The organism is Candidatus Cloacimonadota bacterium, from assembly GCA_012522635.1.
Taxonomy (GTDB): Bacteria; Cloacimonadota; Cloacimonadia; order Cloacimonadales; family Cloacimonadaceae; genus Syntrophosphaera.
The window spans coordinates 1-14,949 of sequence record JAAYKA010000130.1 but is presented as its reverse complement, the minus strand read 5'-3'; the positions used below and the strand labels follow the sequence as shown (position 1 = coordinate 14,949).

Sequence of the window (14,949 nt, the reverse complement as noted above, 5' to 3'; positions counted from 1 at the left end):
CCCAAAACGCCGTAAACTCTGTCTCTGCCATGAGTTCCAGGGAGTTTTCTGAAGATATAATCCGCCATTTCGACCTCATCAGCTATTATAAGATTACGGAAAAAGACTCTCTGATGGCGATGGACAAGGCTTTGAAAAAACTGCGCAAGAAAACCGTGAAGATTGGTTACAGCACAAACACAAGCCTTGTGTCAGTTGGCGCTCAAACGAAGAGCAAGAAGCTCTCGCGTGACATTGTGGATTATTATATTGCCAAATTGGATGTGTATAACCGGGAACAAAAACTCACCAAAGGCAAGATGAACCGTGAGTTTTTGGAAGACAGGGTGCGTGATACACGTGCGGAAGTGGATTCTCTGCTTCTGGCTGTGAAGGATTTTCAAACCAAACACAATGCCATCGACATCGAAACCCAGACCGCATCCCTCATCGGTTCCTACGCTGATGTGATTGCCTCCAAAATGCAGACTGACATTGAACTCGATCTGGCACGTAAGAATTACGCTGCTGATTCCCCCGTCGTTGCGGAACTCAAAGCTCGCAGCGATGCTCTGGGCAAACAAATCAGAGAGTTGGAAGCCGGTGGTGGAGCCCTCAAACCGCGATATTTAATCGATATTGCCAGTCTGCCTGACCTGGGCACTCAATTTGCCCAGCTCAAGCTGAATCTCACCATCCAGGAAACGGTCTTCGAATTTCTCTACCCACAATATGAAGCAGCGCGTCTGGAAGAGCTTCGCGACATGCCGAGCCTGGATATTTTGGACAGCCCGCGTGAAGCGGGTATGAGAGCGAGGCCAAAACGTGCCTTGCTCTGCATCATCGCCTTCGGCCTGGCATTCATTGTGGCTGTGCTGATTACCCTGGTGAAAAACGCTTTCGAACAAAACAAACATCGGCTTTTGGAGAAAAAGCAAGAGCCCTGAACAGGGTTTGACAATGTTACTTAAACGGCTTGGTCCCAGCCTGTTATATGCAGCCTTGGCCGCGCTGGTGGTTTTTGCCGCGGCGGTTCTGCAGGAGCGTGAAATCCTGCAAATCGGCTTTGTGGGCGCTGTTTTGGCTGGCTGGCTGCTTTCCATGATAATCTTTGGATACAGCATGCGAAACAGCATCCTTTTCGCGTCGCTGCTCTTTATAAAACCAATTCCTACAGCTTTTATATGTATGATGGGCATTCTTTTTGTCAGCCTTCTCATTGAATGGCAAAAAGATAAGCTCCAAAGTTTTAAGATTCCATATCCCATTGCTTTGAGTGTCCTGGTTGCCGTCTCCGTGTATGGTTTGATCCGCGGAAATGGATCTTGGTACACCCACCTGTATTTCCAAGCCACAGCCTTGGTTCCAGCCCTGCTTTTACTGATTGTCTCGAACAGCCGTTTTTCCAAGGATGATTATTTGGTTTGGGTGAAAGCGCTCGCTCTGATCGGCACTTTTTTGGCTGTGATTGGCGTGATTATGGCGCTGCTAAACCCCACTGAACGCTATGGCTCGCTGTGGATTACAGCCATGACCATCAATGGTTTTTACATCATTACCTTCTTTTTCGCCATCGCTCTGGGCATTCGCGCCGGCCGCAATGCCAATGGCTGGTTCTGGTTTGTTTGCGCGCTATTGATATTGATGGGTATGCTTTACACCTACACCCGCATCGTCCTGGTCTCGGTTTTTGCCGGTATATTTCTTTTGATGCTGAAGATGAAACGGATGCGCCTTCTTGGGATGGGCATCCTGCTTTTGGTACCCCTGGCAATACCTTCCTCAATGGTCAGCCGAATCGAAATGGGCATGGGTTTTGACTACTCCATCTTCATCCGTTTTGTGGCGTGGTATTACAGTCTCAAACAAATCTATCTCCATCCCTGGTTTGGAATTGGCATCGATGTTTGGAAGGAATGGTATGTTGGCGCCGTGCCCATGGATATCCTCTATGCTGAACACTCTCACAACCTGCTCTTGAAAATCTGGCTGGAACTGGGCGTTTTCGGGTTTTTGAGCTATTTCTATCTGATTGGTGCCATTTTACGGCGCTATTGGTTGAATGTGGTAAAACGCGAAGAAGGCAATTTCCATTTCGCCATTTTCGTGGGAGTAATCGCGGTTTTGATTGCCTGTCTCACAGACATTTTCATCCAGCAATACCCTGTGGCGTTTGCGTTTTGGATCCTGCTTGCCTTCATGTATCTCCACTCGCGCCAATTCATCCCCATGGAGCAAAAATGAAAGAATTTCAAAAACTGGTGGACATCGTTGCCAGTCTGCGTCACCCTGAAACTGGTTGTCCCTGGGACATCGAACAAAGTTCCGAAAGCTTGGTCCCAAATTTCATCGAAGAACTGCATGAAGCGGTGGAAGCCATTGAAGACAAAGACGATGCAGCCCTGAAAGAGGAACTGGGCGATCTCATGCTGCACATTGTTTTCCAAGCCCGCATTGCTGAAGAAGAGGGTAAGTTCGATATGGTTGCCGTGCTGGATGCCATCGCTGAAAAGCTCATCCGCCGCCATCCTCATGTTTTTGGTGAAACCGATGTGGATGGCGCCAACGCCGTCAAAATGAATTGGGAACGCATCAAAAAACAGGAAAAGAAAGATCGCATCAGCGTTTTGGAAGGCATACCCCGCTCTCTGCCAGCGCTCATTTACGCGCAACGCAGCCAGGAAAAAGCCGCCTCCGTGGGTTTCGATTGGCCAGATTTGCCTCCAATACTGGAAAAGCTGGATGAAGAACGCCAGGAACTGGATTCCGCCCTGCAAAACGCTGACCCGCAAAGTATCCGCGAAGAGATTGGTGATATGCTTTTCACCCTGGTGAATTTGGCGCGAAAACTGAATATCGATTCCGAAGCCGCGCTGAAGGAAACCTCAAAAAAGTTCCATCACCGCTTTCAATACATAGAAGAACACTACCGCAAAAACGGGGAAGACATCCATGAAGCAAGCCTCGCCGAGCTCGACGAAATCTGGAATCTCGCCAAAAAAGAGCGATAATTTTAAAACCCTGCGCCTCTACCTCATTTTGGGCAGCCTGCTCATTTTCACCGCTTTCGCGGTCTATGCCCAAATCCTGATTCGCAAAGCCAAACATGAACAGGAATACGTGCCCCGCATTTTTGCCCAATATATCGCCTACACAGATAAATATTTACGCCTGTCTGAACAAACCGCCCGCATGGTGGCTGAAATCACCTCAAAACGCTTCGAATCCCTGCAGGAACGCGATTTTGAGCAAGCCATCAGCAACTATATGCTCTTCGAATTTCCAGACCGGAACCCCATCCCCGTCATCATCGCAGACGCGGATTCCATTCCTCAATATTGGAACCGGGTGAAAGTCCCTTCTGATGTAGGCTACGACGATCTTTCCCAGGAAGACAAGCAAATCCTGGAAGAGGAAATGGGTAAAATGGACCGGATGGAACTGCGCGAAGGCAGCCGTGTCGTAAACCAAGTTTTCATCGCCAAACCCATATCCCTTGAGGATTTCATCCGGGATATCGATTATTCCGTGGTTGTGACCGACCGCGACAAAATACCGCTGTACTGGCGAAACGTGGATATCAGCGAAAACGTGGATTGGTTCAGCACTGATTCCAACCAACGCGCCCTGCTTCTGGAAAAAATGCAAACCATGGTGGAACTCCCGCTCACAGGGGCTTCCGAGCAGCTTGGCTACATCTATTTCACCGCCCCAAAATCCCTTTCCCGCATCAGTTCCCTTGTCATTTTGGAACTGCTGCTCATCGTCCTCATCGTCGCTTTTGGCACCTACGGCCTCATTTTGCTGCATCGCACCGAAAAAGACACGCTCTGGGTGGGGCTCGCGAAGGAAACTTCCCACCAATTTGCCACGCCCATCACCTCTCTTTTGGGCTGGCTGGATTACCTGCGTGAAACTCCGCCCCAAACCATGTCCAGCGAGGCTTATAACAAAATTCTGGATCAAATGACCGTGGATCTCGACCGCCTCAGCTACAACGCCTCCCGCTTCGGAAAAGTGGGCTCCCAAACCAAGCTCGTTCCATTGGAATTGCACAGTCTTTTACAGGAAATTGTGGATTACCACCAGGCCCGCATGCCCCATTTGAGCACCAAAATCGAACTCCATTTCATCTCCAAAATTCAGGGCATAAAAGTCATGCTGGATAAAGACCTCTTCAAGTGGGCAATGGAAAATCTCATCAAAAACTGCGTGGATGCCATGACCCAAAAAGGCGGAAACATCTTCATAACCGCCACCCACAACAAGAAATACGTTTATGTGCACGTGCGCGACGAAGGCAAAGGCATCCCTCGCTCGCATTGGAAAAACATCTTCGACCCCGGCGTAACCAGCAAACAACGTGGCTGGGGTCTGGGACTCAGCCTGGCACGGCGCATCATTTCTGAATATCACCGCGGCCAAATCCGTGTGTTGGACAGCACTCTGGATGAAGGCAGCACCTTCGAAATCAGGCTGAACAAACCACTCAAGCAATAGGAGCCAGCCATGCAAAACATTCTGACAGCCAGCCAAATGAAAGAACTGGACCTGCGCGCCATCAACGAACTCGGCCTTCCCGCGCGCCTCTTGATGGAAAACGCCGGAAAAGACTGCGCCCGCATCATTTATGAACAATACCCTGAGCGCCTTAACGCGATCACCTGCGTTATTTGTGGAACCGGAAACAACGGCGGCGACGGAGCCGTAATCGCCCGCTGGCTACACAATTGGGGTCATGACGTGGCCATCGCCAAAATTGGGCGGGAAAAATCCAGCCCCGAAACCACGGAGAACTTCCGCCTCTGCGAAAAACTCGGTATTCCCATTCTCAACATCAACAGCGAATCAGACCTGCGTGAAAAGCTACTGCCCATTCTCAAACTTTCCAGCCTGGTGGTGGATGCCATCTTCGGCGTGGGTTTTCATGGACAGCCTAAACCATTGATGGCAAAGATTTTCAATCTGGTAAACGAGCGTGCTGAATTCATCGTTTCCGTGGATATCGCTTCCGGTAAAAACGCGGACACGGGGTCTGAAGAAACTGCCATCAAGCCCGATGCCACCCTCGTTATCGACAGCTTTAAATTTGGTCATTTTCTCGGTGATGGAATCCAATCCTGCGGAGATTGCCATCTCATCGACATCGGCATTCCGTCCTCCTATCACGATGAAATTTCACCAGCCCAACTCTTTGATGAAGAAGACTTTGAAGCTCCGAAACGCAAGCGAAAAAGCCACAAGGGAAGCTATGGAAAAGTCTATATTTTTGGAGGCATTCCCGGATACACAGGCGCTTCCGTAATGGCAGCCCATTCCGCTTTACGCGCCGGCTGTGGATATGTCTATATCCTTCATCGCATTGAACTTATGGCTGTTTATGCCCTCAAACTCACCGAAGCGCTTTCCCTGGCAATTCCTGAAACACCCAAAACCCAGATGCCCACGCAAAAAACCTTGCTCCACCTGCTTTCAGATGCCAGCGCGGTTCTCATCGGACCCGGTCTCGGACGCGATGATTATTCCCTGCGCCTTCTGGAAATTGCGCTCAAAAACCTGGAAATCCCGCTCGTGGTGGATGCCGACGGTCTGAACTTAATCAGCGAAAACCCCGGACTTTTACAATATATCAAGCGTCCAAACGTCCTGCTCACACCCCATTGGGGCGAATTTTCCCGCCTCTGCGGTGTTTCCACAGAGGATTTGCGCGAGGATTGCCTCGGCCCTCTGCAGGATTTTGTGAAAAAACACCGCGCCAGAGTGCTCTTAAAAAGCCATTTCAGCATCTATCACGACGGCGCTCAAACCCTGATTAACACAAGCGGAAATGATGGTCTTGCCACAGGCGGCAGCGGCGACGTTCTTGCCGGAATCATCACTTCATTTTTGGCGCAGGGACAAGATATTCCCCTCGCCGCGATGAACGCCTCCTTCCTCATGGGTAAAACTGCCGAACTGCTTGCCCAAAAAAGAGCTACGGCATCCATCCTGCCCACAGATATCATCCAAAACCTCTTTGTGGAACCATGTTCCGACCTTTGGTGAAACATTTTTTAAATACTGGAGAATAAATGAAAACTCTCGCCGAAATGGACACCCCCATTTTTTGGGCTGAAGGCCACCCCGGCGCGCTTGACAGAGAAAACTGGGAAGTGAAAGTCACCGGCGCTTGTGCCAACCCGCAAACTTTTTCCTGGAACCAGATTCTGGCGCTGCCCCAAACCGAGGTGGAAAGCCGGCTCACCAGCGTGACCCGCTGGTCTGTGAATGGATTATGGAAAGGTGTGCTGCTCAAGGACTTACTGGAATATGTCGGAGCCGCTCCAAGCTGCCGTTTCCTGCGTTTTTGGAGCGTTGGCTACATATATGACACTTCCATCCCCATCGATATTGCCCTCAAGGAAAAATCCCTGCTGGCACACAGTTTTAACGGCGATTTCCTCACCGAAGATTACGGCGGCCCCGTGCGCGGATTCATCCCCTATCTTTGGGGCTATAAATCCGCCAAATGTGTTGTCCGCATTGATCTTATGGAGCATTATGTTTCCGGATTCTGGGAATTGCGTGGCTACACCGACAGCGCCAAAATCGAAGCCGGACCCTGCCGCGACATGAATGACGGTGGTGCCATCAAAGAAATCCAAGGCCCTGGCGAAGTATTTTTCTAAAAAATACCCACTGACAAACACGATATTTTTGAAAGCGGATTGGAATCTGCATAATATTTCTAACCGGCAATAATTTCACACACATCTGGGAGAACCACATGAAAAACAACGGTTTAAAGAAACTTTTACCACTCTTGGCGCTGCTTTTTTTGCTGACCGTGGCACTGAGCGCCCAAACCAACAAAGAAGAATATAATCTTTTGAAAAACTTTGCGCTGCCCAAAGCGGCAATTTCCGCCTCAGAACTTATCCAGCAGGATGGAATCTGGCTCAAAGATGGCAAACCCTTCACCGGCATAGCTTTTGACCGTTTTGAAAGTGGACAGCTTTCCCGCGTTTTCAGCCTCCTGCGTGGGACGCAAAACGGCCCCATGTATCTCTGGTATCCAGACGGCGCCCCGCAAATGAGCGCAAACTATCGCAACGGCAGGCTGGATGGACGTTTTCTGGGCTGGTATCATCACGGCAGCGTCATCTACGACATGGTGATAAACGCGAGCGGTTACGCTGGAGACTACATCGAACGCGATGGCGGCGGTGACTCTGAAGACTATTTCGAAAGGGAAGGAGATGCCGGCGAAGCGCGTGACGACTGATTTTTGCCGCGTGTAGCCCCAAAACCTTTCCCAGTCCCTTGCCAAAGCCTGCTTGGCTCTTTTTTCCAGCGCAACTTTTCCTTGCCTCCTCCCTGTGTCACCCCCGATTCTTTATCGGAAAACTGAGCAGAGCGACAGCAACAAGAGATGTTCTGGAATAAAGAAGGAACCCTGCCCCATATATAGAACGAGTCTCTTGAAAACACATGCGCAAGAACCTAACCTTATGTCTCGCTTTAGAATAGCTTTTGAAACATAAGGGAGACATAAGGCGGCAAGAGAGAGGGTGTCTGTAAAAGCTCTATTTTGCATGGGAATCCGAAGCGGGTGGATTTGCGGTTTTCGGGAAGATCTTCCAAGCAATTTATGGATTCGCTTCCCCCTCGCAAGATATTTCTTGACAATCTGGGGACAGAGCAAAGTTTTGTTGAAATGAAAAATTATGTGAGCGGGAGGCGGTGAAATTGCCGCAGCTTCTGCCACAAAAAGGAGTTAATGCCATGAAACGCCTTTATATCGTGTTCCTTCCCTTGCTGGCGCTGATTTTATTGACAGCCTGCGAATCCGGCGGGGAATTCCGCATTATAAACGAGACATCTTTTCCCGTTTATGCATCCGTTGATGGAGGAGATGAAGTTGTCATTCCCGCAAATTCAGAACGCGGATTTGAGATTGAGACCGACAAACAGCACTTTTTTAACCCCAATGTGAGCGTGCCGGTGCCTGTGCGTTTGGTGGGTGAAACCTATCAAATCTATGACGAAGCAGAACAAACCTACAGGGATAGCACAACCACCACGGTCAAGGCGGGACGCGTGACCAAGGCCTTTTTGAGACCCAATCGCGCCAGCCTCAAGGTTGTGAACCAAAGCAGCCAGACCATTGTGAGTGCTGATTTTTACAGGCACAATTTTGTGGGCATAACCGCTCATTTCAACCTTGGCTCTGTTTTGCCTGGTGGTTTCAAACATCTGCCTGTGGATTATGCCAGCAGCAGCAACAATTTTTACTATATGGCCACGATTGAGATGGAAGACGGCAGCATTTTAACCTATGGTAACCCGGAAAATATCTTGGATGTGGACACCCAGTTCTTAATCACCGTAAGCGATCCCGAATAAAGGAAATCCATTAAATTATGAAATCCCGCAAGATTCTGCTATCACTGCTTGTTACACTACTAATTGCCGGGCTTTGGGCGCAGATGCCCAACTTGAGGAGTTTTCCCCTGCCCCAGGACCCGGAATTGCTGGCAGGACGCCTGGAAAACGGGCTCAGCTATTACATCAAACGCAATCCAAAGCCGGAAAACATCGCCGAGATGCGGCTTTACGTGGATATTGGCTCTGTGAACGAAGACGAAGACCAGCGTGGTTTGGCGCATTTCACGGAACACATGGCCTTCAACGGCACCAAAAACTTTGCCAAAACCGAGGTTGTGAACTATCTAAGCTCCATCGGCATGGGCTATTACAACGGTTTGAACGGCATGACCAGCTATGATTATACCGTTTATACCTTCAAAATTCCCACCGATGACCGCGAAAAGCTGAATAAAGGGCTTTTAATTTTGTCGGATATGGCGCACCAGGTGAGCTTTGATGCCGAAGAAATCGAAAGCGAACGCGGAGTGATTATTGAAGAATGGCGCATGGGACAGGATGCCGCGACCCGCATCAGAGACGCTCAAAACGAGGTGTTTTTGGCAGGTTCGCGCTACGCGGAACGCTCTCCCATCGGCATTTACGAGGTGATTAGCGGGTTTGAACACGACACCATCAAAAGTTTTTACCGGGATTGGTATCGGCCGGATTTGCAGAGCGTGGTGATTGTGGGCGATTTTGAGCCAGAGGAAATGTTGGAACTGGTTGAGGAATATTTCGGCTCCATCCCCGCCCGGGAAAACTCGCGTCCGCGCGAGGAATTTTCGGTTCCCGCAAACCCTGAACCCCTCGCGGTGGTTGCCACCGATCCCGAATATGCCCAAAACGTGATTCAGGTGATGTGGAAAAAGCCGGTGACAGAGTTTAAAAGCTTCCATGACTTGCGGGAAGAAATTAAAAGCAATCTTTTCTATACAATGCTCAACGCGCGCCTGAGTGAACACAGCAAAAAGCCGAACCCACCCTATTCTTTTGCCATGGCTTTTGAATATCCGCTTTTGCGCACCATGTCCACGGCGGCGGTTTTTGCCATTTTTACCCCCGGTGAAGCGGAAGGCGCCCTGCAAACCATTCTCACGGAAGCAGAAAGAGTGCAACGTTACGGGTTTTTGACTTCTGAATTCGAGCGCGCCAAGGTCGATTTGTTGCGTTCTCTCGAACAGGCCGTGGCTCAAAAAGATACGCAGGAATCAGCCTCCGTCGCCTGGGAATTGATTGACGCCATTGCAAACCAAAAGGTGGTTTTGAGCGCTGAGGATCAGGAAAGAACCATCCAGTTTTTATTGGAAACCGTTTCCCTGGAAGATGTTAACGCTGTCGTCGCCAGCCTCATTCAGGATGAAAATATGTTCATCTCCATCGGCGCGCCGCAAAAAGAGGGATTGGTTTATCCCAGCGAAGAGCGGCTTTTGCAGATTGCCAAAAATGTGAGCTTCCAAGAGATTGAACCCTATGAAGATACGGCTGTCAACGAGCCCATCATGGAAAACATTCCCGCGCCTGTGGCTCTCAAAACCGAGGAATATGACGCGGAAACCGGCATCAGCACTTGGGTTTTGGCAAATGGCGTGAAGGTTTATGCCAAAAAGACGAATTTCAAGAACGATGAAGTGCTGTTGAGCGCAACCAGTCCGGGTGGATATTCCCGCTATCCGGAAGCAGACCTGCCTTCAGCGCTTGCTCTGCCCATGTATGTTTCCGAATCCGGATTTGGAAATTTTGACAGCGTGAATCTTGCCAAAGCCACAATTGGAAAGGTTGCGCAAGCCGGAATCAGACTGGGACTCTACACCGAAGGACTCAGCGGATCCTGCTCCCCCAAAGATATGGAATTGATGTTCCAAATGCTGTACCAATATGCCACCAACGCGCGCTTCGACGCCCAGGATTTTGCCTCTTTCATCCGCCGCACCAAAAACTTCAACGAAAACCTGATGCTGGAACCGATGCAGGTTTTCATCAAAAGGCTGTTCAAGGAATTGCAGGCGAATCATCCCTATCAGGTGGAAATTTCGGATGTGGATTTGGATAAAGCAGATCTTGCCACTGTGGAACGCATTTACCGGGATCGTTTTAGCGATTTTTCGGATTTCAGTTTTGTGATTGTGGGGAATTTTGATGATGAGCAACTGAAACAGCTCTGCCAAACCTATCTGGGCAACCTGCCTGCCAAGGGCAGAGCGGAAACCTTGGTGGATGTTGGCATGCGCAAGTTTTCAGGGAAAAATGACGTGGTTTTGCGCAAGGGAAGCGACCGCGCTTTCTCGGCTCTTTTTAACAGTGGGAACTATTCTCACAGCGTGCAAAACGAGGTGGATATGGAGGCGCTGGAACTGATTATGAACGACAAGCTGCGCGAAAATATCCGCGAACAACGCAGCGGCGTTTATATGATTCAGGCCATGTCCCAAAGCACGGAAACCCCGGTTCCCAGCTTCTTTTTGGGCACCTTTATGGCATGTTCGCCCCAGCGTGTGGATGAACTTAGCGAAGCCGTGGTTGCCACTCTGGACAGCCTCCGGAGCGGACATCTGGATGAAAGATACGTCGTTACTGCCCGGGAAACTTTGAAGCAGCAATATCAGGAAAGCATTAAATCCAACCGCTACTGGCTCAACAATATACAGGAAAACATCAGGCTGGAACGCCCGCTTACGGAATTTTTGGAGCGTCCCGCCTGTTTTGAACTGATTAACCGGGAAAGAATGATTTCCACAGCCAGACAATACATTGATTTTGAGACGAACAAACTCAGCCTCACCCTGCTGCCTGAAAAAGCGGAGGAATCGCCCTAAAAAGAGCGTTTTAGAATCGCGCTTGCCTTGAGCGCTAATTCCTGTTGACACAAAATTGCCTTTTTGTGCATAGTGATTTTTACACCCTCGATTTTGATAAAAAATAGATAAATAAGGAGTTACCTACATGGTTAAGAGAAAAAAAGTCACCATGGATGGCAATACCGCAGCGGCACACGTTGCTTACGCATTTGCTGAAGTGGCTGCCATTTACCCCATTACCCCATCCTCCACAATGGGAGAATTGGCAGACGCCTGGGCCGCGGATGGTCGCAAGAACATCAACGGCACCGAAGTGGACGTGATTGAGATGCAATCGGAAGCCGGAGCAGCCGGCGCGGTGCATGGAGCCCTTTCCGCTGGAGCAGTCACCACCACTTTCACCGCTTCCCAGGGCCTGATGCTGATGTTGCCAAACATGCACAAGATTGCCGGAGAAATGCTTCCCACGGTGTTTTACGTGACAGCGCGCTCCCTGGCAGCCCAATCCCTTTCAATTTTTGGCGATCATTCCGACGTGATGAGCGCCCGTAACACAGGCTTTGCCATGATTGCCGCGAACAGCGTGCAGGAAGTTATGGATATTGGCTTGGTGGCTCAGCTTGCAACCATGAAAAGCTCCATACCCTTCGTGGTTTTCTTTGATGGATTCCGCACTTCCCACGAACTGCAAAAGGTTGAAGTGATTGACTATGAGACCATGGCAGAGCTCAGCGACCCCGACCTGGTGGAAGCTTTCCGTCGCCGTGCCCTGAATCCCGAAAATCCGCAGGTGAAAGTTGGTCAGCATAGCCCTGAGGTTTTTTTTCAGGGACGCGAAACCAGCAATAAACACTATTTGGAAGCCCCCGGTATCATCCAAAAAACCATGGATGAAGTTGGTGCCGTCATCGGTCGTCAATACAAACTGTTCGATTATTTTGGACACCCCGAGGCTGAAAATGTAATCGTTGCCATGGGCAGCGGTTGTGAAACCATCCAGGAAACGATTGAATATCTGAACGAAAAGCGCGGCATGAAGCTGGGTCTGGTGAAGGTTCGTGTTTATCGCCCCTTCAGCGTGGAGAGCTTCCTCGCCGCATTGCCTGCCAGCGTGAAAAACATCGCCGTGCTGGATCGCACCAAAGAACCCGGTTCCATTGGCGAACCGCTTTATCTGGATGTGGTTTCCGCGGTGAAAGACCGCCCGGATACATTCGTGATTGGTGGCCGCTATGGCCTCTCCAGCAAGGAATTCACCCCCACCATGGTTTTGGCAACCTTCAAACACCTGATGGCAAAAGGATTCCACGGCTTCACAGTCGGCATCGTGGATGATGTAACCAACCTCAGCCTGCCTCTGGATGAAGAAATCCACACCGTGCCCGAAGGAACCATCAACTGCAAGTTCTGGGGCCTGGGCTCAGACGGAACCGTGGGCGCGAACAAAAACAGCATTATCATCATTGGCGACCACACCGACCTCTGTGTGCAGGGCTATTTCCAATATGACTCCAAAAAGAGCGGCGGCATCACTCGCAGCCATCTGCGTTTTGGAAAAACCCCCATCCACAGCCAGTATCTGATTACCAAGGAAGACTTTGTGGCATGCCACAACCAGGCTTTCATCGGCCGCTATGACCTTCTGGGTGGCATCAAGGAAAGTGGCGTCTTCCTCTTGAACTCAAACTGGAGCCGGGACGAGGCTTTCAACCACCTCACCTGCGACATGCAGAAAACCATCATCGACCGCAAGATTAAGTTCTACAACATCGACGGCCTCAAAATCGCTGAGGAAGTTGGTTTGGGCGGACGCGTGAACACTGTGATGCAGACCGCGTTTTTCCTCATTTCGGGAATTTTGGAACGCAACGAAGCCATCGCGCTGATCAAGGAATCCATCCGTAAAACCTACGAACGCAAGGGAGATGAGGTTGTTCAGATGAACCTGGACGCTGTGGACCACGTGAACGAAGCTTTGGTGGAAGTTCCCGTTCCCGCGCAGATTCCAGAGCAATGCACCCCGGTTAAAAAACTGGTTCCGGATGGCTCTGACGCCTTCACCACAAACGTGATTGAAGTTACCATGCGCGAACAGGGCGACCGCATCAAGGTTTCGGATATGCCACTGGACGGCTACGTTCCCAGCGGAACCGCGAAACTGGAAAAACGCCGCGTGGCTCCTGCCGTGCCACATTGGATTTCAGAAAGCTGCATCCAGTGCAACCAGTGCTCCTTCGTGTGTCCCCACGCCGCCATCCGCGCCAAACTGATTAAGGAAGAAGACCTCGCCGACGCGCCTGAAAGCTTCAACACCCTCAAAGCCACCGGCGCGGAAGGCTATCAATATAAAATCCAAGTGTATATCGACGATTGTCAAAGCTGCCGCGTTTGCGTGAACGAATGCCCAAAATCCGCTCTCGTGATGAAACCCATCGAGGAAGAACGCGAAGCAGGCGAACAGGAAAACTATGAATTCTTTGAAAAGCTTCCTTCCGATGTGTTGGCAAACTTCAAGGAATCGAACGTGAAAGGATCCCAGTTCAAACAACCCTTGTTGGAGTTCTCCGGCGCTTGCGCGGGTTGCGGCGAAACCCCCTACATCAAGCTGCTCACCCAGCTTTATGGCGACCGCATGATTGTGGCCAACGCCACCGGTTGTTCTTCCATCTGGGGTGGAACCTTCCCCACCATTCCCTACACCAAAAACAAGGATGGAAAAGGCCCCGCCTGGGCAAACAGCCTCTTTGAAGACAACGCGGAATATGGCTATGGCATGCGCCTGGCTGTGGATTCCCACCGCAAATTGCTGCGCAACTACATGCAGCAGCTCATGGAAAAAGGCATCGATCCCGCTCTCAAGGAAGCCTTTGGCTATACCTTGGAACACTGGGCTGATGTGGATCAAGCCGCGAAAGATAACGCAGACAAGATTAAGGCTCTGCTGCCAAAAGCAATCGAAAACGCCTGCGAAGGCTGTAAAAAACTGCTCGTACGCGTCCGCGAACTGCAGGATTACATTGTTGAACGCTCCATCTGGGCTTTTGGCGGTGACGGCTGGGCCTACGATATCGGCTATGGCGGTCTCGACCACGTGATGGCTTCAAACAAAAACCTGAACGTCCTCGTGTTGGACACCGAAGTGTATTCAAACACTGGCGGACAGGCTTCCAAAGCCACACCCCTGGGTTCCATCGCTCGTTTCGCTGAAGCCGGCAAGGAAACCAACAAAAAAGACCTGGGAATGATGATGATGAGCTACGGCTATGTATATGTCGCCTCCATCGCCATGGGCGCGAACAAAGTGCAGGCCATGAATGCCATCCTGGAAGCCGAAGCCTATCCCGGACCCTCCATCATTGTTGCCTACGCGCCTTGCATTAACCACGGCATCGATATGTCCCTCAGCCAGATACGCCAAAAAATGGCAGTCGAAGCCGGCTATTGGCTCCTCTATCGCTACAATCCGCTAAACGTGGCTCAAGGAAAGCATCCGCTCACCTTGGACAGCAAGGAACCCAAACTCAGCGTGCAGGAATTCCTGAAAGGCGAACGCCGCTATGCTGGATTGGAAAGCATCTTCCCGGAACGCTCCGAGAAATTCCAAGCCGAAGCCGCAACCTTCTTCAAGGAAAGATACCAGCAATACAAAAAGCTGTCGGAAGACTAATCAATAACCCTTCAAATAGAAACGCCGGCGGATATCATGTCCGCCGGTTTTTTCATCCCATTAAAAAACCGGGGCTTGCTTCACCCCGGTGAAAAATTG

10 protein-coding genes are annotated in these 14,949 nt (G+C 50.4%); all 10 read left to right on the top strand.

Annotated features, from left to right (window positions below):
- On the top strand, positions 1-926 hold a 926-nt coding region (locus GX135_06675; protein ID NLN85768.1), incomplete at its 5' end, for a hypothetical protein.
- A gap of 13 nt (positions 927-939) precedes the next feature.
- The gene (locus GX135_06670) at positions 940-2,223 is read left to right on the top strand and encodes an O-antigen ligase family protein (protein ID NLN85767.1); all 1,284 of its coding nucleotides are present in this window, start codon (positions 940-942) and stop codon (positions 2,221-2,223) included.
- Positions 2,220-2,990, top strand: coding sequence for a nucleoside triphosphate pyrophosphohydrolase (mazG, locus tag GX135_06665; protein NLN85766.1), 771 nt, complete (start codon positions 2,220-2,222; stop codon positions 2,988-2,990). The genes GX135_06670 and mazG overlap by 4 nt, the downstream gene beginning before the upstream one ends.
- Positions 2,991-3,027: 37 nt before the next feature.
- Positions 3,028-4,479: a HAMP domain-containing histidine kinase gene (locus GX135_06660; GenBank protein ID NLN85765.1), complete on the top strand. Its 1,452-nt coding sequence runs from the start codon at positions 3,028-3,030 to the stop codon at positions 4,477-4,479.
- A gap of 9 nt (positions 4,480-4,488) precedes the next feature.
- Entirely contained in the window at positions 4,489-6,024 is a 1,536-nt protein-coding gene (locus GX135_06655) for an NAD(P)H-hydrate dehydratase (GenBank protein ID NLN85764.1), read from the top strand.
- Positions 6,025-6,050: 26 nt separating this feature from the next.
- A complete protein-coding gene (locus GX135_06650; GenBank protein ID NLN85763.1) occupies positions 6,051-6,647 on the top strand; it encodes a molybdopterin-dependent oxidoreductase in 597 nt (198 codons plus the stop codon).
- Between the two features lie 98 nt (positions 6,648-6,745).
- Entirely contained in the window at positions 6,746-7,243 is a 498-nt protein-coding gene (locus GX135_06645; GenBank protein ID NLN85762.1) for a hypothetical protein, read from the top strand.
- Between the two features lie 500 nt (positions 7,244-7,743).
- Positions 7,744-8,364, top strand: a complete 621-nt coding sequence (locus tag GX135_06640; protein ID NLN85761.1) for a hypothetical protein — start codon at positions 7,744-7,746, stop codon at positions 8,362-8,364.
- A 17-nt stretch (positions 8,365-8,381) separates the two neighbouring features.
- Positions 8,382-11,201 (top strand): insulinase family protein, encoded by a 2,820-nt coding sequence (locus GX135_06635; protein NLN85760.1) that lies wholly within the window; start codon positions 8,382-8,384, stop codon positions 11,199-11,201.
- Positions 11,202-11,328: 127 nt separating this feature from the next.
- Entirely contained in the window at positions 11,329-14,850 is a 3,522-nt protein-coding gene (gene nifJ / locus GX135_06630) for a pyruvate:ferredoxin (flavodoxin) oxidoreductase (protein NLN85759.1), read from the top strand.
- Positions 14,851-14,949 lie beyond the last annotated feature (99 nt).